Here is a 20,118-nt window from a genome sequence, read left to right on the forward strand (position 1 = left end):
TCATGGAATCGCGGAAACCAAACATCGGTCGTCGTGAATTTGTTCGATTCGGCGGTGCCGGTTTGAGCGGACTGGCGTTTGCCCGATTGTTGGGATCCGAAACCAGCGAAGCAGCCGAGATCGAAAATCCGCACGCGGTGCGACCGTCGCACTTTGGACCGCGGGCCAAGAACATCATCTATCTGCACATGGTCGGCGCGCCTTCGCAGTTGGATTTGTTTGACCACAAACCGTTGTTATCGAAATGGGATGGCAAACCGTGTCCGCCGGAGGTAACGGCGGGGCGAGACTTTGCGTTTCTCGGCAAAACATCGACACTGGCGGCGTCGCAGTGGAAATTCAATCGCCACGGCGAATCGGGGCAATCGATTTCAGAACTGTTGCCACACTTGCACACCGTCGCCGACGATATTGCGATCGTGCGTTCGATGCACACCGAAGAAATCAATCACGCGCCGGCGCAAATGTTTTTGCACAGCGGTTTCGGTCGTGGCGGGCGGCCTAGTCTGGGGTCTTGGGTGACGTATGGTTTGGGCAGCGAGAACGAAGACTTGCCGTCCTACGTTGTGCTGTTGAGCGGTCCGCCCGGCGGCGCGGGAACGAGTCTTTGGTCGACCGGATTTCTGCCCAGTGTCTATCAAGGCATCCAGTTTCGATCGGCCGGCGACCCCGTGCTGTTCCTTTCCAGTCCAGCCGGACACACGCCCGGCGATCGGCGCGACGTGCTCGACACGCTTGGACGAATGAACGCGATGCACGAAGACGAAACGGGGGATCCAGAAATTCAAACGCGAATCGCCCAATACGAGATGGCGTTTCGGATGCAAACGTCTGTTCCGGATCTGATGGACATCTCCGGCGAGAGTGCTGCCACGTTGGCTGCCTACGGTGCAGAACCGGGCAAAGCATCCTTCGCCAACAATTGTTTGCTGGCCCGGCGATTAGTCCAACGCGGCGTACGGATGATCGAGCTGTATGATTCGGACTGGGACCACCACAACAATTTGAAAACGCGATTGCCACAGAAATGCGGTGACGTTGATCAAGCGATGGCGGCGCTAGTGACGGACCTAAAACGACACGGGCTGCTTGACGAAACGTTGGTGGTTTGGGGATCCGAGTTCGGGCGAACGCCGCTCGGTCAGAGTAAAGGCGGCACCGGCCAAACCGCACCCGGTCGCGACCATCACAAAGACGCATTCACGATCTGGATGACCGGTGGTGGTGTTCGGGGCGGCGTCAGTCACGGCGAGACGGATGACTTTGGCATGGACATTGTCAAAGACGGCGTCCATGTGCATGACTTGAACGCAACCATTCTGCACCAGTTGGGTTTGGACCACGAAAAGCTGACGTACCGATATCAGGGCCGCGAGTTTCGTTTGACAGACGTTGAGGGCAAGATCATCCAAGAAATCTTGACGTAGGCGGTGTTGAACCTACGGCAAGTCCTTTTTCCAATCGGGCGACAGCTCGGAAAGGTTCTTGATCGCTTCGATGGAATCGGTGTCCGGCGTCTTCGCGAGCATGATTTCGCTGACGCGTGCGACCGGCCAATTCGGATGTGGCTGCGCGGTTAGGGTAACTTTGTTTCCGGCCGCGATCGTGCCGCCTTGGATGACTCGCACGTACCAACCGGTGCGACCGGTTTGCGTGACACGTTTCAAAACGGTGTTGTTGCCCCAGCGACGATTGATCTTCCAGCACGGTTGTCTGGGTTGGCTGACTTCGATGACGCAAGTACCGGTGACACTTGAGCCAATCGTGTAGCGGTCTCCGATGCAAACGGTTGTCTCGTCGAGACCGGCGATCGTCAGATTCTCGGCCATACCGCCTGCCGACATGCCCAGCTCGGGATACTCCGCGGCCCATTTTTCGTAGTGGCTTGCCGCGTAACAGAGCACCGCCTTATCGCGGCCGCCATGGTTCTTCGTGTTGGCGACCGAGTCGCCGACCAGCCCCATGGAGTTCATTTCCACGGGACCGTCGATCGGATTTTTGTAAAACGCCGTCGTCCATTCTCGGCGCGTCGGGTCTTGGGTCAACGGGTCGCCTTCGGTGACGACTCGGCCGCATTGGATACTTTCGATCACGATCATGAATGGGCTCCGAAGGAGGATGCGTAAGTATCATCCAGGAAACGGTTTGCGACAAGTGTTGGCGGTCTCCCCTGACGCTTCGGGTCGTTGTGAGGATGGGGTAAATCGGGTAGAATTTCGCGATTGATCGGCGGTCGGGTTCCTCGGCCTTTTGCGTACCTCCTCTCTGGATTTCTCCCTTGGCAGACGAAGACGGCAACGACGAAAACGAGATGGACGAAACCGGCGAGAACGGTGAGCCCGACCAGAACGGCGAGCCTGGCCAGACCGGCAATGGCGATACGAGTGACGCCGGTGACTTTACCCCGCCCGTCAAGGCGGGCGGCAGTGACATGGTTTACACCGGCACAGGGGCCGGCGCGTTCCGGATGATCGACCAGCCGATCGAGGACGAGCTTCGCGACAGCTATCTGGTGTACGCGATGAGCGTCATCGTCAGCCGCGCGTTGCCGGACGTCCGCGACGGTTTGAAGCCGTCCCAGCGGCGGATTTTGGTCGCCATGAACGACTTGAACCTGACGCCGGGTGCCAAGCGAGTCAAATGCGCCAAGATTTCGGGTGACACATCGGGTAACTATCACCCGCACGGTGAATCGGTCATTTATCCGACGCTGGTGCGGATGGCCCAAGAGTGGAACATGCGCCGGCTGCTGATCGACAAGCAGGGAAACTTTGGTTCGATCGCCGGTCTGCCGCCCGCTGCGATGCGGTATACCGAAGCCCGCTTGTCACCCGTGGCCGCGGCGATGTTGGAAGACATCAAGCTGGACACGGTCGACTACACCCCGACCTATGACGAAGTCCGCACCGAACCGACGGTGCTGCCGAGCAAGTTCCCGAACCTGCTGATCAACGGATCCGGTGGTATTGCCGTTGGGATGGCGACCAGCATTCCGCCACATAACCCGACTGAAGTTTGCGATGCCGTGATCGCGCTGGTTGAAAACCCCGACCTGACCGTCGAGGACCTATACGAAATCATTCCCGGTCCGGACTTCCCGACGGGCGGCGTGATTTGCGGCCGCGCGGGAATCCGCCGCGGATACAAGACCGGTCGCAGCACGATTCTGGTTCGCGGCAAGTGCGAGATCGAAGAAAAGAAAGGTTCGCGATCGCGGATTCTGATCCGCGAGATTCCCTATCAACAGTCGCGTGACGGCGTCGTCAAAAAGATCGCCGAACTGGTCAACGGCGACCGTATCAAGGGCATCTCGGGTATCCGTGACGAGAGCGATTTGAAAGAGCCGGTGCGAATTGTCATCGAGCTCAAACGGGATGCCGATCCGGACGTGGTGCTGAACCAGCTGTATCAGTTCTCGCCGCTGCAATCGACGATCTCGATGATCTTTTTGGCGCTCGTCGACGGCAAGCCGCGCGAGTTGACGCTGAAAGAAATGTTGATGGAGTTCATCCGTCACCGTGTCACCGTGATCCGTCGCCGGACCCAGTTTTTGCTGGCCCGCGCCCGTCGCCGTAAGCACACCGTCGAAGGTCTCTTGCTGGCCCTGGCCAACATCGACGAGATCATCAAAACGATCCGCGAAAGCCGTACGCAACCCGAAGCCAAGCAACGATTGATGGGCATCCAGTGCCCCGCGTCGATGATGGAACGGGCTCTCGGGGACGTCGGTTTCAAACAGTTCCAAGCCGAACGCGGCGTGGCCGATTCGTACCCGCTGACCAGCGTCCAAACGGACGAAATCCTGCGGATGCGATTGAGCCAGTTGGTCGGACTAGAACAAGAAAAGTTGGCCGACGAGCACGCGGCGTTGCTGGCCGAAATCATCGACTACTTGGACATCTTGGCCAACCAGTCGCGAATCTTCGGCATCATCAAGGACGATCTCGAAGACATGAAGCGTCGCTTCGGTGACGCCCGCCGCACTCGCATTTCGATGGAAGAGCTCGGCAACATCGACTTGGAAGACTTGATCACCGAAGAAACCATGGTCGTTTCGATCAGCCACCAAGGGTACATCAAGCGGACGCCATCGAGCGTCTACAACACTCAGCGGCGCGGCGGTAAGGGACTCAAGGGTGCCAAGAGCGACGACGAAGATCCCATCGAGCACCTGTTCGTCGCCAGCACGCACGCGTACCTGTTGTTTCTGACAACGGCCGGAAAAGTGCGTTGGCAAAAGGTCTATGATTTGCCGCAGTTGGCACGTGATGCGAAAGGCCGCGCGATCGTCAATCTTTTGAACCTCGAAAAAGACGAAAAGATCGCCGAGTGTTTGGCGGTCCGCGACTTTGACCAAGAAGGCTATTACGTCGCCATGGCGACTCGCAAAGGCTTGGTCAAGAAGACGCCACTGGAACAATACAGCCGACCCAAAAAAGGCGGCATCATCGCGATCAAGCTTCGCGAGGACGACGAATTGGTCGATGCCGCCGTGGTCGGACCGGGCGACGAAGTTATCCTGGTCACCGCAGGCGGCATGGCGATCCGGTTCCGAGAATCCGATTCGCGGCCGATGGGACGAAACACATCGGGCGTAAAAGGCATCGGCTTGGTCGGTGATGACGAAGTCGTCGGTATGGTGGTCGCCGATCCCGATGCGACACTGTTGACGGTTTGCGAAAACGGTTACGGCAAACGAACTCCGTTCGGACCCAACGTGCTTGGCGACGATGAGGAAGCCAGCGAAGAAGAAACCAGCTCGAGCGCCCGATACCGAACGCAAAAGCGCGGCGGCAAGGGACTTCGCGACATCCGCACCAGCGAACGAAACGGCAAAGTGATCGGCATCGCACGCGTCAACAACGACGACGAGATTTTCATGATGACGGCGAAGGGCAAGATCCAACGGATCGAGGCTTCCGACATCAGCGTCATTGGTCGTAACACGCAAGGCGTCCGAATCATGAGCGTTGACGATGGTGACAGCTTGATCGCCGTCGTTCGAGTTCCCGCCGAAGAAGTGTCCGAAGAAACCGAGCAAATCGTGACGGCATCGACATCACCAGCGACCCAGTTAGTCGGTGACGGTGATGAAGACGGTGCCGAGATGAACGATGATCGTGATTCGAATTCGGACGACGAAAATGAATCCGAAGACGAAACGTCCGGAGACGAATAGGGCGTCAGATCCGATTGACAGCACAGGTCGTGGTGACCTGTGGCCCGGGATAAGCGTTCTGCGGCCAAAGCAATTGCAACCGTAAAACGAAAAAAGGGTTCGGCAAGAATGCCGAACCCTTTCGTCTTTTGAATTCGCTATGCGATCGAATTATGCGATCTTGGCGACTAGGTCCAGGACCTTGTTGCTGTATCCCCATTCGTTGTCGTACCACGACACGACCTTGACGAATGTCTTGTCCAATTGGATGCCGGCGTTGGCGTCGAAGATCGAAGTGCGAGCGTCGCCACGGAAGTCGGTCGAGACGACCAAGTCTTCGGTGTAACCCATGATGCCCTTGAGCGGGCCTTCCGAAGCTTTCTTCATCGCCGCACAGATGTCGGCGTAGGTGGCTTCCTTTTCCAGTTCGACGGTCAAGTCGACCACCGAAACGTCCGAGGTTGGGACGCGGAAAGCCATGCCGGTCAACTTGCCGTTGAGTTCGGGAATGACCTTCCCGACGGCCTTGGCGGCACCGGTGCTGGACGGAATGATGTTTTCCAGAATGCCGCGTCCGCCGCGCCAATCCTTCTTCGACGGTCCGTCAACGGTCTTTTGCGTTGCGGTTGCCGCGTGAACGGTCGTCATCAAACCACGCTTGATGCCGAAGTTGTCGTTCAACACTTTGGCAAGCGGTGCCAAGCAGTTGGTGGTGCACGAAGCGTTGCTGACGATGGCTTGGCCGGCATACGAGTCGCAATTGACTCCCATGACGAACATCGGGGTGTCGTCCTTCGACGGTGCCGACATGACGACTTTCTTTGCACCGGCGTCGATGTGGCCTTGAGCCGATTCGCCGGTCAAGAAGATGCCGGTCGATTCGACAACGATGTCGGCGCCGACGGCTCCCCAAGCCAACTTGGTTGGATCGGTTTCAGCGGTGACGCGAATCGTCTTGCCGTTAACGATCAGGTTGCCATCTTTGTGCGAAACTTCGCCTTCGAATGGGCCGTGGACCGAGTCGTACTTGAGCATGTAGACCAGGTAGTCGACGTCGAGCAAGTCATTGATTGCCACAACATCGATATCGGTACGATTGACCGAAGCGCGGAAGACCATACGTCCGATCCGACCAAATCCGTTGATGCCGACCTTAATCATGTGTGCGTTACCTTATTCTGATTGTGTTCGAGGAACGATCTTTCTTAGGACGGCGAACGGCCCACCAAAGATTCTTTAGCCGCGAATTATAGGAAGCGACACGAAAAGTGAAACAGCCCCCGCCATCAAGTACGCCTCCATTGTGGAGCCGCCCCCCCGGTGTCGCCCCGGGAACTTGGCAATACGTCCATCAACGGTCGATCGCGGACCACTATGACGCGTTTGTGGAAGATGCAGCGGTTTGCCAGGTAGACGCCGAAATTCTCTTAAATGAGTTTCCGGGCGTGGAAGAAGCGGATTCGCGCCGGGAAATGGTCCTGGATCTCGGATGTGGCACCGGCAGGACGGCTTTGCCGCTGGCCCGACGCGGCTATGACGTGATCGGAATCGACTTGAGTGAGCCGATGCTGAACGTTCTGGTCCACAAAATCGCAGCCGAAAAGTACGCGGCCGAGTCATCGCCGGGGTCGGTCTATCCGGTGAAAGCCAACTTGGTCGATCTGGGTGGCATCGCGGACGGAGCGGCCGATCATGCGGTGTGCTTGTTTGCAACGATGGGCATGATTCAAGGGCGATCGAATCGGCGAACATTCCTTCGGCACATTGCCCGAATTGTTCGGCCGGGCGGCAAGTTCGTGATCCACGTGCACAACCGATGGGCGGCGATGTGCGAACCGGGCGGATATGGATCGCTGATCCGTTCGAGATTGCGATCGATCCAAAAAAAGCACTACGAGTTTGGTGATTCGACGTATGCGTATCGTGGTTTAAGCGGCATGTTCATGCACCGATTTTCGCGAACCGAGTTGGTGCGAGATTTAAGCTCCAGCGGCTGGTCGGTTGATCGTTGCTTGCGGTTGTCGATCGAAGCGGATCGCATTCTGGGCCGAGGCGGCGTCGCGGGCGGTTTCATCGTGGTGGCGACAAGATCGTGAGTTCGTAGGTACCGCGGTTGTTCCCGAGATCGCCGACGGCGTCGTTGACTTTGAACAGCAACCAACTGTGGCTTTCAACTTCGATGACTGAATCGTTGCCAACCGTTTGGACCATTAACGGCGGCAGGTTCCCTTCGCGAGGCGTTTGGTTCGGAAGTACACACGCGATCAATTGACCCAGCGGACGTCCACCGACGTAGTCGATCGTGACCCCGGGCGGCTCGCTGATCCAGGGCTTCGGTTCGTCGGCCAAGGTAACTTGTCCGGTCGCTTCTATTTTCACACTGGCACCCGCGGGGATGCGAATTCCCGGCGACTGCCAACCGACGTCGGAGCGAACCGAAAACTTGATCGGTTTGCCATCCCACAATGGATCGGACGTGGAAATCGAAAGCCGTTGTTGTTCCCAATCGAAACCGAAATCGAAATCGTTCGCCAAGATGCGCCAACGGGCTGCCACGATGGGCCAAGTTTTCGACAAACGAGAATAAAACTGACGATTAAAAGTTGGGCCCGAATCGCGGCCGCTTTGAACCGCGGACTCGAACGTCTCGCGATATTCGGGGTAGCCGGCGAACAACGATGCTGCAGCCCAACTAAGGGTATAGGTCTCGACATCGCCCGACAACGTTGGCGGATACGCCATCACCGTTTCGATGGGTGGGACGCTGCCATCGGTCCGTACTTGGTTCAATTTCTTGAATCGTCCCCAATACGGTACGTCGTCGCGGTCGGTGGGAACGGTGATGGTTCGAATCAATTTGCCGTCGCCGGTGTGGGTTGCCAACAGTTCGGCGGTGCCTTCCATGAACCACGTCGGTCCGGCTCCGTCGAAACAGTGAAACGCTAACGAGTGGACGCCTTCGTGCAACAACAGATGCCGTGTGTAATACTGGCTCGGTTGAGCCATCACCCAAACCGAATCGTTATAGGCGTACCCGTACGGGAAATCGGGGACGTGATCGGGGATCAGACCTTCCGCGGCGAAGTGCGATTTGTCACGCATCACCATCGCGGAAACCTTCCAATCGGCCACCGAATCGGATGACAGATTCCAAAACGATGTCCACTGATCCACGGCGGCGTCGAACGAAGCCACCAAGGCGTCGGCTTCGTCACGCGATTCCAAGTCGGTGGTCAACTCGATGAAACGACCGTCGACGCGAACCAATTCGGCTGCGAACATCGGTGCGCCGGTCCAGCACCATCCGCAAATCAAGACTGCAAAGATCCATGTTCGATTCATTCCATCATTCTAACTTCTTTCGCTTGATCGGGTTGGCGAGCGTCGTCGCGTTGGCGGGCTGTGTCCCCAAAGCGGAAAGCGACGTCGTCGTCTATTCGGCTCTCGATCAAGAATTCGCGATGCCGATTCTGGACGCATTCGAGCGGACGACCGATCACGATACCGGTGTGATTTCCAAGTTTGACGTTGAGTCGACCAAGACCGTCGGTTTGGTCAATCAGATCATCGCAGAACAACCATCGCCGACCTGTGACTTGTTTTGGAATAACGAGATCATGCACACGGTTCGGCTACAGAAGCTGGGGTTGTTGGCGCGTCATGATTGGAACGTCGACGGCGGATATCCTCGCGACATGATGTCCACCGACGGGACGTGGTGCGGTTTCGCGGCGCGAGCTCGCGTTCTTGTCGTCAACACCAAATTGTTGCCGGACCCGTCGACGTATCCGACTTCGGTTGCCGAACTTGCCGATCCGAAATGGGCGGGCAACTGCGCGATGGCTCGGCCTTTGTTCGGAACCACGGCGACACATTTTGCGGTGCTTCGCGAAATCAATGGACGCGACGCGACGCTGGGCCAGCTTCGCGCGATTGCGGCGAACGCCAAGATCTTATCGGGCAACAAACAAGTGGCACTGGCGGTATCGGCCGGCACCGTCGCTTGGGGTTTGACCGACACCGACGACGCGATCATCGAAAAGGATCAGCATTTTCCCGTCGCGATCGTCTACCCCGATCAAGCATCCGACGAACCTGGCACGCTTCGGATTCCCAACACGATCGCGATCTTAAAAGACGCACCGCACCCGATCGCCGCCGGCAAACTTGCCGACTACTTGGTGACGCCCGAAACCGAAGACCGTTTGGCGATGGGCGACAGCAGCCAGCTTCCCATCAGCCGCGGCAGCAAGTTTCCGCCGCGGGTCTTGCCCGAGAATCCGATTCGATGGATGCGGGCACCTTTCGAAGACGCGGCCGACGAATGGGAATCGTGGGCCAAAGACGTGCAGGCGATCTTCGAGTGATCGTGACTCAGCGAATGGTCAAAAAAATCTCGCACGGCAACACCGTGCGAGATTGATTCTCAAGTATCCCGAACGACGCGATCGCTTAGCTTAGCGCCGGTTGACGCATTTCGATTTCGTAACCTTCGCGGTACGGACGGGCCAGCATCGCGTTGGCTTCTTCGTCGCCGATGATTTGCTCGGTGGCGTTGTCCCACTTCAAGTCACGGCCAAGTCTTGCCGAGATGCCCGCGAGGTGACACACGTTCAACATTTCCATGTGAGTGTGTACGTCGCTGATCGGTGTCTCGCGCGTCTTGACACAGTGCAGGAAGTTGGCCCAGTGCTGAGCCCGTTCGTTGTGCTCCATCGGCATGCCGCGATACACCTTGCTGATCGCGTCATCGGGAAGCGGGTTGTTCTTCAAATCATCCACGGGGCTGCCGACCAGCTTGCCGCGGTTCACAAAGATCTTGCCCTTGTCGCCTTCGATCAAGACGCCGTTGTCGGTGTCATTGCGAATCACCATTTCGGTGCCGCCTGGGTAAGCGACGTTGAACAAGAAGTTGGTTGCGGTGTTGTAACGATCGTTTTCGACCGGCATACCGTTTTTGAACTCAACCGGGTGCTTTGCAGTTCCGCTGATCGACGTTGGACCTTCGGTCTGGCCGTTCAGCTTGAGCGCCCAGTTGCAGATGTCGACGTGGTGAGCGCCCCAGTCGGTCAACTTGCCACCCGAGTACTCGTACCACCAACGGAACTCGTAATGACAATTCGTGTTTCCGCGTCCCTTCTTGTCACCGGCCGCGGTGTGTCGATAGGCGACACTTGGTACCGGGCCGAGCCAGCGATCCCAGTTCAGTCCTTCGGGGACTTCGGCAACCGGGATCGGATCGCACGAGGGCGCGCCGCCAATCGCAGCTTGGACGCGTTGGATCTTACCCACGCGACCTTCGTTGACAATTGCCATCGCTTTGACGAATAGGTTGAACGTGCTTCGTTGCTGCGTTCCAACTTGAACGACGCGGCCCGTTTCTTTTTGAACTTTGCGGATCAGTTTGCCTTCGTCGATGGTCAACGTCAGCGGCTTTTCGCAGTACACATCCTTGCCGGCCAACATCGCTTCGATGAGCGGTTTGGTGTGCCAGTGATCTGGCGTCGCGACATGGATCACGTCGATGTCGTCGCGCTCAAGAATTTCGCGGTAGTCTTCGTAGACGTCCGCATTGCCGTCGGAGAATTGTTTGTTGAACTTGTCGGCGCGGCCTTTGTCGACATCGGCGATCGCAACGACTTCGACCCACTTCTTGGCCGCGTTCATATTTCCGCTGGCCATACCGCCCGAACCGATCACGCCGATTGTCATGCGATTATCATCGGACTTCGTTTCTTGGGCCGAAGCTTTGGAACCGGAAGTGAAGTAGGGGACCGATGCGGCGGTCCCGGCAATGGCCGTCGTCTTTAAGAACTGGCGCCGTTGTTGTTTGCTGTCGGACAAGGTTAAAAGCCTTAAAATCGGGAATGTCGGTGGGGCATCGAGGCGGGCAAAAAGCCAAGTGAGGCTTATCTGATCCCCACAGTTTACCCTCTGTGACGGTAGAGTTTCCATCGTCCCAATGATTTTCTTCGATCGAGCGCCCCAGGGCGTGACCGATTCGGCCTGGGTAAATTGGACGGCCGCCATCGGTGCCGATCGCCGCTGTACATTCCCCCCAAAAAACGAATTTCGAGGTCTTGTCGATGCTTTTCAATTGTCCCCAGTGCGGAAAACAGTACCGTGGCGAAGCCTCGATGATCGGCCGCAAGGTGGTTTGCAAAGCGTGCGGCAGCAATTTCGGCATCCCCGGATCGGACGAATCCGACGAACCCTTTGCGATGCAGCCGATCACGGGTCGCGTGGCAGAGTCGTCAGCGCCGATGGCCAATTCCGCTGCCGACGGTGACAACGACTTCATGGCGGGCAACAACGAGATCGCGACCGCCCAGGTGTCGATGCGGGGCGGCCAATCCAATGACGGGCGAGCCCGAAACGCCGACGAAATCGACTACGAGATCTTTGGTCACGAGGCACAGTATGTCGAAATCACGTTGGACCCGGGCGAGCAGACGATCGCCGAAGCCGGTGCACTGATGTATATGACCGCCGGTATCGAAATGGCGACGGTGCTTGGCGATCCGTCACAGCAAGACAAGGGCTTCTTAAGCAAAGCGATGTCAGCCGGCAAGCGCGTGCTGACGGGCGAGTCCTTGTTCATGACGACCTTCACCAACATGGGCCCACGCCAAGCAAAGGTCGCGTTCGGTTCGCCCTACCCGGGTCGGATGATCCCGATGCACTTGGACCAACTCGGTGGCGAGATCATTTGCCAGAAGGACGCGTTTCTTTGCGGCGCTCGCGGCATCAAAATCGATATCGCATTTCAGAAGAAGATCGGCGCCGGGCTATTCGGCGGCGAAGGCTTCATCATGCAGCGACTCAAGGGTGACGGAATCGCGATCGTCCACGCCGGCGGCACCATGATGTACCGCGAATTGAACCAGGGCGAACAATTGCGAGTCGACACCGGGTGCATCATGGCGCTGGGCCCGTCGATCAACTACGACATCCAGTTTGTCGGCGGGCTGAAGAACGCGTTCTTTGGCGGCGAAGGACTGTTCTTGGCCACGGTCACCGGTCCCGGTCCGGTGTGGTTGCAATCGTTGCCGTTCAGCCGCTTGGCCGGACGAGTCGCCAGCAGCATGCCCGGCATCGGCGGTGGATCGCGCAAGGGCGAAGGGTCCGTGCTCGGCGGACTCGGTGAGATGTTCATGGGTGACTGATTCCCATCGACGATCGGACGATCCGGGACGATCCCCGACACCGAAAGCAATCTTCACATGGTTTCGTTGAGCTGCTAGATCTGGCACCATCCATTTCGCGGATCCGGAAGTCACCGGTGAGGAAACGACGGTATCGATCATGATTTGGCAGACTTCGAGACTCGGAATTTTTGCCACCATCGTTGTTGTGACGGCGACGACGGCATTTGTGGACGACGCTGGGGAAACGGCGGATCCGTCTTCGCGTTGGATGGTGGTTTGTTTTGGTGACAGCATCACTAAGCGAGGATATCCGTCTATTTTGGGGCAAATGCTGGATGTCGAAACCACCAACGCGGGCGTAGCCGGAAACACGTCGGGCGAGGGACTGCGTCGAATGCAAGCCGATGTCTTGAGCAAGAATCCGGATGCAGTGGTCGTGTTTTTCGGCACGAACGATTTGCGAGTCGATGCGACGAAACATGTCCCGCCACAGCAGTACGAAAAGAACCTGGAAGCCATCATCGACGCGTGTCGAAAGCAAGATGCCGAAGTCGTGCTGTGTACGTTGCCGCCGATTCGCGAAGAAGCCTTTTTCAAGCGGCACCCGCGAGAACTCTACGATGCCGCGGGAGGACTACCAGTTCTGGTGAGCGCATACCAACAAGCAGCGATTCGAGTCGTCGCCAAGCACGACGTTACGCTTGTCGACCTGCAACAGATACTCCGCGGCGAACCTAGCTGGATGAGCGCCGATGGTGTCCACCCCAGCGCCGAAGGAAACGCCATCATCGCCAAGCACATCGCTCGAGTGATTGCTCCGTTGATTGGCCGAAACCCCGTCGATTTGACTGTGTCGTCTGCAAACGGTTCCTAAAGTTTCCGGAAACGGGCGATAGTACCCTTGAATCTTCGGTTTTTTGGAAATTTTCGTAGATTAAATTTGAGGCCCGGGTTTAAAAGCATCATCACCTACGTATCATGGCAGCGTGTGGCGTATTTTCAACCGCAGCAGCAGGCTGCAGGTACGACGTCGCGTTTTTATTGTTCTTTTGGAGAAGTTAAGAAGATGAAGAGATCTCAAAGTCGCGGTTTCACTTTGGTGGAATTGCTAGTCGTCATCGCGATCATCGGAGTCCTTGTCGGGCTGCTGTTGCCAGCGGTGCAGGCGGCTCGAGAAGCCGCCCGTCGAATGAGCTGTAGCAACAATTTCAAGCAAATTGGGCTCGCGCTCCACAACTACCACTCGGCTTATAAAAAGCTTCCAGCCCAGAAGGGGGGCACCAACAATGCCGTCGGTGGAAACCAAGGCGGGAATCAACTGCGTTTGGGTTGGCTTCCTCAAATCCTGCCGTTCATCGAACAGCAAGCGGTGTGGGAGCAAATCGTTAACCCACTGGCGATCCTGCCGGATGGTTCGCTGCGTGGCGCGGGTCCTTGGCCGCCAATGGGCCCCCAACCTTGGCGCGGTGATTACATTCCCTGGATTACCGAATTGCCGGCACTGCGATGCCCAAGCGATCCGGGTAGGGGACTGCCGGCACTCGGCCGAACCAATTACGCGGCGTGCCAAGGTGATGCCGTTGAGTATGGCGAAGTCGGTGCTTGGGGTGGATCCAATCCCATGGTGGTTCAAAGCGCTCGAGCCGAGCAAATTCGCGTTGCCGGCCGTGGTGTCTTCGTTGCTCGTGAATACATGAGATTCCGCGACATTCTAGACGGACTGTCCAACACAATCGCCGCTGGCGAAATTGCAACCGACTTGGGTGACCGCGACATTCGTACGTCGCCGATCGATGGTCCGGGATCCGGTCCTTTGCGTGACAATCCTTCTTGGGCAAAGGACAACAACAAGATGGACCCACTGCGTCCTACCTTTTGGTTGCCCGGCGAAAACTTGGTAGTCGACAATGCCGCGGGTGACGGAGCACGAGCCAGTTGGGCACGTGGTTATCACTGGGCCGACGGTGAAATGCACCACTCGGGGATGAATACCATTCTTCCACCCAACAGTGAATGTGTCGCCCGTGTTGCAAATGATAGCTCTTGGGGCATGTACCCGCCAAGTTCACGGCACCAAGGTGGTGTTCACGTGTTGATGGCTGACGGTGCGGTGCAATTCATCACCGACTCGATTGAGGCAGGTGATTCTCGTGCCCACACCGTTTACAAGGACCACAATCCTGGCAATGCGGGCGCCGAAAGTCCGTTCGGTCTTTGGGGTGCTCTTGGTACCAGAGCCAGTAAAGAGACGAAGTCCTTGGACACGAATTAGAGTCTGGCGAAGTTTTCGACTTCGGTGACTAATCCGATCAGAGCGGCTTCACTTTCGAGCGAAGCCGCTCTGATTTTTTGATAACATCCTCTCTCTCCTACTTCCCGACTTTGTGAACCTGGTCACGAGCATTTAAACTATGAAAACAACCAAAGACTTCCTTCGCTTCCTGACGATCGTTCCTGCTTTCGCATTGGTTTTGACCCTTGTCGGATGCGGAACAGAAGAAAACGAAGTGATCATCCAACCCGTAGATGCGACTCAAGAGATGGAAGATTACGGAGCGATGTTAGAACAAGAGGCAGCGGATCCCTACGGTAAGTAGGCGTCGTTTCTGACACCCTGAATTGCGTTGACGAACGCGTGAATTAACGAAGGAGGCCGTTCAGAATGAACGGCCTCCTTTATTTATGGATAGTTCGTCGGAAGCGGACGGCCTGTGTCGGCAGCACCCTTTGGACGGACCGCGTTTGTATGCTGCGGCGATTTCATATGAAGAGGCAATCGTCGTCACGTTGAGCTATCATCGTCGCTCCGCACCTCGAACACCTTGTCGAAGGACCGTCGCTATGAAATCTAGTTTGACTCAAATTTCGAAACCGAGTTCGTTTCTTTCAGCACTTCTTTTGCTCACTGTCACCGCAACCGCCGATGACCGGCTGAACGTCTTGATGATCGCAGTCGACGATTTACGTCCAGAACTTGCGTGTTACGAAGCCCCCTACATCCACAGTCCCAACATCGATCGTCTGGCGCGCCAGGGAGTTCGATTCGATCGGGCGTATTGCCAGGTTGCCGTTTGCGGTGCGTCGCGAGCGAGTTTATTGAGCGGATGTCGTCCGGAAACGACAGGGTGCTGGAACTTCAGCACGTTGCTTCGATCCAAAATGCCCGATGTGTTGACGTTGCCCCAACATTTCAAGCAAAACGGTTACGAAACGACCTTTTTCGGAAAGGTCTATCACAGCCCCAAAGACGACGCGGAATCTTGGACGTTGAATGCCAGCGACTGGGCACCCCAGCAGCGCGGCAAGGGACACTCGTACTTAAAGGACTATTCCGACGATGTTCCCCAACCCCAAAAGACCAATAACCAGAAAGTCCAGCCCAAGGCAGGCCCGTCGATCGAAAATGGTGGCGATGTAGCCGACGAACGCTATGTCGATGGTCACATTGCCGAACGCGCCGCTAAGGTGATCGAACGATTCGCCGATCACGACAAACCGTTCTTCTTTGCCGTCGGTTTCATCAAGCCTCATTTGCCGTTCAATGCGCCGGCGAAGTACTGGGATTTGTATGACCGATCGTCGATCGAGATTCCCCCTCGCAAAGATGTCGTCGACGGCGTGCCGTACGGAAACTCGACCTGGGGCGAACTGAAGAATTATCCCGACATCCCCAAGAATGTCGAATTTCTGGACGACGACAAGACTCGCGAACTGATACACGGATACCGAGCCGCGGTCAGCTTCACCGATGCGCAAGTCGGAAAACTACTCGATGCACTGGAGCGTTCGGGGCAGCGAGAAAAGACGATTGTGATTCTGTGGGGTGACCACGGTTGGTACGTCGGCGATTTCGGCGATTGGTGCAAACACACCAATTACGAGATCGCGACCCGTGTGCCGTTGATCGTGTCGGCACCGGGATTGGATCCGAATCGATCAACGCGTTCGATGGCCGAGTTTGTGGACGTCTTTCCGACGCTTTGCGAGATGACAGGACTGGAAGTACCATCCCACTGTCAAGGGAAGAGTCTAACGCCGATCTTGGTGGATCCGTCGGCGACCATCAAACCGGCCGCGTTCAGCCAATACCTTCGAAATCAACCCGGCGTCGGTTCGATGCGGGGAACCAGCATCCGAACCGAACGATTCCGCTACACCGAGTGGCGAAACATGAAAACCGGCGAGTTGGACGCGATCGAGTTGATCGATTTCGACAACGATCCAGGTGCAACCGTGAACGTCGCCGCGAAACCCGAATACGAATCGTATTTGCCAGGATTGGCGGAGCTGTGTGCGAAGTCAAAGACGGGCACTTAGCCCGTTGCTCCGGCAGCTTCCAATTCGTTGACCACTCGTTTCCAGCCCAGCGATTTTGCTAGACGAAGGGGCGTCATGGTATTGTTGGCAACTGCGTTCGGATCGGCGCCGTGACGCAGCATGACGGCGACGCCTTTTTGACTGCCGGCGAGTGAGAGTTGATGCAGAAACGTGAAGCCTCGGTCGTCGGCAAAGGTCACCAGGCTTGGATCTTCGGTAAGCGATTGATCGAAGGACGATCCCATGTTTTCTGACATGGGGTGTTCGTGTTTGCCAACCTCGGCGACGGTTTGGGTGACCTGTTTGCTGCCGAAGATGCGTTGGATGAAACCCGTCTTTAACGCGGGCTGGCCGATATAATCAGGCGGCACCAGACGCAGCATCTCGGGGTCGCCGAAATCCAAACCCCACGCCGAGTCGTGTTCTTTTCGCTCACCCGACTTCATTCGACGACGCATCAGGTTCACCGTATGTCCGCCGTAGGCGATGCTGTGTATCGCGTACATCCAATCTGAAACTTGGCTCGGTTTGACCGCGATGGCATCCCCTTCGGCGACGGACTTCAACCAGTTTGGTGAATTGATCAGGGTGCCGGTTACCAGATCACCATCAAACTGGACGTCATTGATCCACATGTGCTCGACGGATGGTGCGTCACTGGGCGTCTGGCCGGGTGGATCGCGAAAGGCAACTTTGACACAGGCCACGTCAAGTCCCGGAATGATCCGTCGATACTCCCAAGCTAGTTCTCGCCAGAAGAAACGAAACGATTGCCGAGCCTGTTTCCAGGCGGCCTCCATTTCTTTGTCATCCTCTGGGTTCAGAAAGACGGGCGATGAACTCATGGCAATTTCCCCAGGGCGAACCATGCGACCGGTGTCGCTTGATTCCCTGATTTTAAGCCATGTCCAGGCCAAGGAGGGGGCAGGTTCGAGTCCTGCAGACGAAAAATGACCCGTCGGCAATCACGCGACGGGTCATCCGAGGTGAACGCCTAAGAGCCTGTTAGCGGTGGATGCTCTTCAAAACGGACCGAGCCGATGCGAAGTGGGAAAGTTCTTCCGTCAAACGGTCGATGTCTTCGCCCATCCAAGCCGCAAACGCCTGAGTCGCTTCCGGCGCGAGCGTGGCCGTCATTTCGTACCAGTGTTCACCGGCAAGTGCCAGCTTTGAATCTGGGTTGGGGAGCGGGTCGGCGGTGTTGTCGCTTGATGTGGTCATCGGATGAGGCTCCGTTACTTGGCAATCCATTGCGATTAGGGAAACAAACCAAACCCGTGCGGGGGAATCGGCTCGCACCGCCGCACGACTCTGTTCATAAGAGCCGCAAACGGTAACTCAAGTTCACAGCAAGCAATGTGCCGGAAGCTCCTAGGAACTCGCCGCACATGCCATAAGTCACAATTGGTCAAGGGTTTAAGTAATTTAGGTTACGGAGTTCTGCTGCGCGGGAATGTTGCAAATTTGATTCACAGGTGTCGCGAATTGCCAACTCGGCAGGCACTGTCAGACCATATCGGCCATTTCCTGTCCCTCAGTGTAATTATATGCCGTAAATGTCAAGTTGTTGTCGGCAATTCTTCCTTTGGCGTCAACATGATCTCCGTTGAGTGGTCCGCGACGGTTGAGGTGAGTTTTTGGCCGCAATCGCACGAAATTGCATCAAATGAACGTTCTTTAGCGGCATCCCAACGATTTGTCAGGTTGATTCGGAAAAATATTTCAGCTTGAGCCAAGAACGGGGCGAGGGACGCGAATCATGGGTTGTGACGCTCAATCGGTCGAGCGAAACCAGGCACGTTGCCTGGACCGGCTCGACCACATCGAAAGAAACTTTCCTGAGGGAAGACCCATGTTTAAGAAAATGATTCTTGCCGGATCGGCGTTGGCGCTTTTGTCGAGCGTCACGCTGGGCAAACCCGTCTTCAGTTACGCTCGTTGTGGCGTGAACTGGCTTCGCAGTTCGGCCAATGACGCGGTGCCGTTGGAATGGGAACTGAAACGGGCACGCCAAATGATCGCTGATCTTGAACCCGAGATCAAAGAGAACGCCAAGCGAATCGCACTCGAGAAGATTCAGGTTGCCCGGTTGGAAGAACAGCTGCAAGAAACTCGTGACCGTTTGGCGAAAGGCCAAAGCGAGATCGAGCGTTTGAGCGAAGATCTTCGCAGCGACAGCACGGCCTATACCTATGCCGGCCGAACCTACACTTCGGTTCAAGTCAAAAGCGATTTGGGCAACCGATTCAAACGCTTCAAGACTCGCGAAGCCACCGCCGACAAGCTGGAACAAATGTTGTCCGCGAGAGAGGGTTCATTGAGCGCCGCACACGAGCGAATGGATGCGATGTTGGGTGCGAAGCGGCAATTGGAAGTCGAAGTCGAGAATTTGCAGGCTCGATTGGGCGCCTTGCGAGTCGCACAAACGACTAGCCAGTTCAACTTGGATGACAGCCAGCTTTCGCACACTCGTGAACTGCTGAACGATATTGCATCGCGCATCGACGTCGAAGAAGAAACGATGCATGTCGATGTCGAGTACTTTGGCGAAATCGACTTGGATCAACCAAGCGAAGCGGACTTGTTGGATGAAATTTCCACCTACTTCGAATCGCCAGCCAAGGACAACGCCAGAGCACTGGTATCGATTCAGTTGAACTAGCTTGCAAGATGTGACGGAAGCGGTTCGACAAGCGACGGTTTTGCGTCAGGCTGAGAGGCCTGACGCGTTTTTTCTTTCTCCCTTCGACGACGGGAATGTTCTCGTGTCCCTTCCAACCACCTTTCCAAAGAACCCTGCCGCAGCTTTACGTTGGCGGTTGTGGATTGATGGATGCGGTGGTTTTTTGTTGTTGATTGGTGATCAGTTATCGCTCGGCCGGGCCGATGCCGTTCAGCCGACACTGGCAAAATCCGACGCATCGGGTAGGCAAGTCGACGTCGGCGTCTTCGCCGATTGGCCTCGTCATGCCGGAACGATCTGCCGCCGTGCGGGCGACTATTTTTGGACAGAGACATCCCGCGCGACCGACGCGCCTGAGTCGTCGGCCGTATTGGTAAGTTCGGGGCAAACTCTTGGCGTGGACGGGACTGCGAAGGTCCAATTGCAGGCCAATAGCCCGCTGTCATCGACGGCCGTGTTGTCGATCGCTCCGCCGCACCGATTTGACGAGCACGTTGACGGCGTTGTGCTGGTCGACCAAACCATCGTGATCGGCAACGGACGCGAGTGTCATCTTCGGCATCGAGAAGCCACCGATGTTGCAGTGATGGTTTTCCGATCGGGACAATGGTCGGTGAAATTCGGATTGGGTGGGCATTTTCAAGAAATGGCGACCGGGCAACCGGTATCGCTGGGATCGATCACGATGACGCTGGAGCCGGCATGAACGCACCGATGAACAAGCTGGTTGAGGCCGAAAATGCGTGGAAGAGAGTTTTTCGCGCGCCCTGGTGTCCAAGGGCTCAGGCCATAGATCCTGTGGCCGCGGGATC

At 56.6% G+C, this 20,118-nt stretch carries 17 protein-coding genes; 11 read left to right on the forward strand and 6 right to left on the reverse strand.

The window, feature by feature from the left end; genetic code table 11:
• The first annotated feature begins 2 nt into the window (after positions 1–2).
• The gene (locus Poly51_RS07150; RefSeq protein ID WP_146455800.1) at positions 3–1,427 is read left to right on the forward strand and encodes a DUF1501 domain-containing protein; all 1,425 of its coding nucleotides are present in this window, start codon (positions 3–5) and stop codon (positions 1,425–1,427) included.
• Between the two features lie 12 nt (positions 1,428–1,439).
• On the opposite strand, the gene Poly51_RS07155 is transcribed toward Poly51_RS07150, so the two are convergent.
• Positions 1,440–2,099 carry an MOSC domain-containing protein gene (locus Poly51_RS07155; protein ID WP_146455802.1) on the reverse strand — a complete coding sequence of 220 codons (660 nt, stop codon included), beginning with the start codon at positions 2,097–2,099 and terminating at the stop codon, positions 1,440–1,442.
• Between the two features lie 212 nt (positions 2,100–2,311).
• On the opposite strand from Poly51_RS07155, the gene gyrA reads away from it, so the two are divergent.
• The gene (gyrA, locus tag Poly51_RS07160) at positions 2,312–5,179 is read left to right on the forward strand and encodes a DNA gyrase subunit A (RefSeq protein WP_390621773.1); all 2,868 of its coding nucleotides are present in this window, start codon (positions 2,312–2,314) and stop codon (positions 5,177–5,179) included.
• A 150-nt stretch (positions 5,180–5,329) separates the two neighbouring features.
• Here the strand turns inward: gyrA and gap are convergent, their stop codons facing one another.
• On the reverse strand, positions 5,330–6,319 hold the full coding sequence (gene gap, locus Poly51_RS07165) for a type I glyceraldehyde-3-phosphate dehydrogenase (RefSeq protein ID WP_146455804.1): 990 nt from the start codon (positions 6,317–6,319) through the stop codon (positions 5,330–5,332).
• A 140-nt stretch (positions 6,320–6,459) separates the two neighbouring features.
• Here gap and Poly51_RS07170 point away from each other — a divergent pair, with 140 nt between their 5' ends.
• Positions 6,460–7,254: a class I SAM-dependent methyltransferase gene (locus Poly51_RS07170; protein WP_146455806.1), complete on the forward strand. Its 795-nt coding sequence runs from the start codon at positions 6,460–6,462 to the stop codon at positions 7,252–7,254.
• Here Poly51_RS07170 and Poly51_RS07175 read toward each other — a convergent pair.
• The gene (locus Poly51_RS07175; RefSeq protein WP_146455808.1) at positions 7,229–8,500 is read right to left on the reverse strand and encodes a hypothetical protein; all 1,272 of its coding nucleotides are present in this window, start codon (positions 8,498–8,500) and stop codon (positions 7,229–7,231) included. The two genes, Poly51_RS07170 and Poly51_RS07175, sit on opposite strands and share 26 nt — an antisense overlap.
• Between Poly51_RS07175 and Poly51_RS07180 the strand changes: the two genes are divergently transcribed.
• Complete coding sequence (locus Poly51_RS07180; RefSeq protein WP_146455809.1) at positions 8,488–9,525, forward strand: extracellular solute-binding protein; 1,038 nt, start codon at positions 8,488–8,490, stop codon at positions 9,523–9,525. The genes Poly51_RS07175 and Poly51_RS07180 overlap by 13 nt on opposite strands.
• 85 nt (positions 9,526–9,610) lie before the next feature.
• Here Poly51_RS07180 and Poly51_RS07185 read toward each other — a convergent pair whose 3' ends face one another.
• Positions 9,611–11,002 carry a Gfo/Idh/MocA family protein gene (locus Poly51_RS07185; RefSeq protein WP_246114320.1) on the reverse strand — a complete coding sequence of 464 codons (1,392 nt, stop codon included), beginning with the start codon at positions 11,000–11,002 and terminating at the stop codon, positions 9,611–9,613.
• Positions 11,003–11,244: 242 nt separating this feature from the next.
• Between Poly51_RS07185 and Poly51_RS07190 the strand changes: the two genes are divergently transcribed.
• The 5 genes from Poly51_RS07190 to Poly51_RS07210 all read left to right on the forward strand — a co-directional run bounded on the left by Poly51_RS07190 (position 11,245) and on the right by Poly51_RS07210 (position 16,623).
• Positions 11,245–12,324, forward strand: a complete 1,080-nt coding sequence (locus Poly51_RS07190) for a TIGR00266 family protein (protein WP_246114321.1) — start codon at positions 11,245–11,247, stop codon at positions 12,322–12,324.
• A gap of 139 nt (positions 12,325–12,463) precedes the next feature.
• Positions 12,464–13,180 (forward strand): SGNH/GDSL hydrolase family protein, encoded by a 717-nt coding sequence (locus tag Poly51_RS07195; RefSeq protein WP_146455812.1) that lies wholly within the window; start codon positions 12,464–12,466, stop codon positions 13,178–13,180.
• Between the two features lie 192 nt (positions 13,181–13,372).
• Positions 13,373–14,578 (forward strand): DUF1559 domain-containing protein, encoded by a 1,206-nt coding sequence (locus Poly51_RS07200; protein ID WP_146455813.1) that lies wholly within the window; start codon positions 13,373–13,375, stop codon positions 14,576–14,578.
• Between the two features lie 139 nt (positions 14,579–14,717).
• A complete protein-coding gene (locus tag Poly51_RS07205) occupies positions 14,718–14,903 on the forward strand; it encodes a hypothetical protein (RefSeq protein WP_146455815.1) in 186 nt (61 codons plus the stop codon).
• Positions 14,904–15,147: 244 nt separating this feature from the next.
• On the forward strand, positions 15,148–16,623 hold the full coding sequence (locus Poly51_RS07210; protein WP_146455817.1) for a sulfatase: 1,476 nt from the start codon (positions 15,148–15,150) through the stop codon (positions 16,621–16,623).
• Here Poly51_RS07210 and Poly51_RS07215 read toward each other — a convergent pair.
• A complete protein-coding gene (locus tag Poly51_RS07215; RefSeq protein ID WP_246114322.1) occupies positions 16,620–17,468 on the reverse strand; it encodes a DUF2314 domain-containing protein in 849 nt (282 codons plus the stop codon). The genes Poly51_RS07210 and Poly51_RS07215 overlap by 4 nt on opposite strands.
• A 160-nt stretch (positions 17,469–17,628) precedes the next feature.
• Positions 17,629–17,844 carry a hypothetical protein gene (locus Poly51_RS07220; RefSeq protein WP_146455820.1) on the reverse strand — a complete coding sequence of 72 codons (216 nt, stop codon included), beginning with the start codon at positions 17,842–17,844 and terminating at the stop codon, positions 17,629–17,631.
• Between the two features lie 631 nt (positions 17,845–18,475).
• Between Poly51_RS07220 and Poly51_RS07225 the strand changes: the two genes are divergently transcribed.
• Positions 18,476–19,285, forward strand: coding sequence for a hypothetical protein (locus tag Poly51_RS07225; protein ID WP_146455822.1), 810 nt, complete (start codon positions 18,476–18,478; stop codon positions 19,283–19,285).
• Positions 19,286–19,388: 103 nt separating this feature from the next.
• Positions 19,389–20,012 carry a hypothetical protein gene (locus Poly51_RS07230; RefSeq protein ID WP_146455824.1) on the forward strand — a complete coding sequence of 208 codons (624 nt, stop codon included), beginning with the start codon at positions 19,389–19,391 and terminating at the stop codon, positions 20,010–20,012.
• Positions 20,013–20,118 lie beyond the last annotated feature (106 nt).

Origin of the sequence: Rubripirellula tenax (assembly GCF_007860125.1) — a bacterium.
In the GTDB taxonomy this organism is placed as follows: domain Bacteria; phylum Planctomycetota; class Planctomycetia; order Pirellulales; family Pirellulaceae; genus Rubripirellula; species Rubripirellula tenax.

Coding starts and splice junctions, on each gene's coding strand:
- Poly51_RS07205 (WP_146455815.1), top strand. CDS start 14,718: ATGAAAACAACCAAAGACTTCCTTCGCTTCCTGACGATCGTTCCTGCT.
- Poly51_RS07180 (WP_146455809.1), top strand. CDS start 8,488: ATGTTCGATTCATTCCATCATTCTAACTTCTTTCGCTTGATCGGGTTG.
- Poly51_RS07175 (WP_146455808.1), bottom strand. CDS start 8,500: ATGAATCGAACATGGATCTTTGCAGTCTTGATTTGCGGATGGTGCTGG.
- Poly51_RS07155 (WP_146455802.1), bottom strand. CDS start 2,099: ATGATCGTGATCGAAAGTATCCAATGCGGCCGAGTCGTCACCGAAGGC.
- Poly51_RS07195 (WP_146455812.1), top strand. CDS start 12,464: ATGATTTGGCAGACTTCGAGACTCGGAATTTTTGCCACCATCGTTGTT.
- Poly51_RS07150 (WP_146455800.1), top strand. CDS start 3: ATGGAATCGCGGAAACCAAACATCGGTCGTCGTGAATTTGTTCGATTC.
- Poly51_RS07215 (WP_246114322.1), bottom strand. CDS start 17,468: ATGAGTTCATCGCCCGTCTTTCTGAACCCAGAGGATGACAAAGAAATG.
- gyrA (WP_390621773.1), top strand. CDS start 2,312: ATGGACGAAACCGGCGAGAACGGTGAGCCCGACCAGAACGGCGAGCCT.
- Poly51_RS07225 (WP_146455822.1), top strand. CDS start 18,476: ATGTTTAAGAAAATGATTCTTGCCGGATCGGCGTTGGCGCTTTTGTCG.
- Poly51_RS07190 (WP_246114321.1), top strand. CDS start 11,245: ATGCTTTTCAATTGTCCCCAGTGCGGAAAACAGTACCGTGGCGAAGCC.
- Poly51_RS07210 (WP_146455817.1), top strand. CDS start 15,148: ATGAAATCTAGTTTGACTCAAATTTCGAAACCGAGTTCGTTTCTTTCA.
- Poly51_RS07200 (WP_146455813.1), top strand. CDS start 13,373: ATGAAGAGATCTCAAAGTCGCGGTTTCACTTTGGTGGAATTGCTAGTC.
- gap (WP_146455804.1), bottom strand. CDS start 6,319: ATGATTAAGGTCGGCATCAACGGATTTGGTCGGATCGGACGTATGGTC.
- Poly51_RS07220 (WP_146455820.1), bottom strand. CDS start 17,844: ATGACCACATCAAGCGACAACACCGCCGACCCGCTCCCCAACCCAGAT.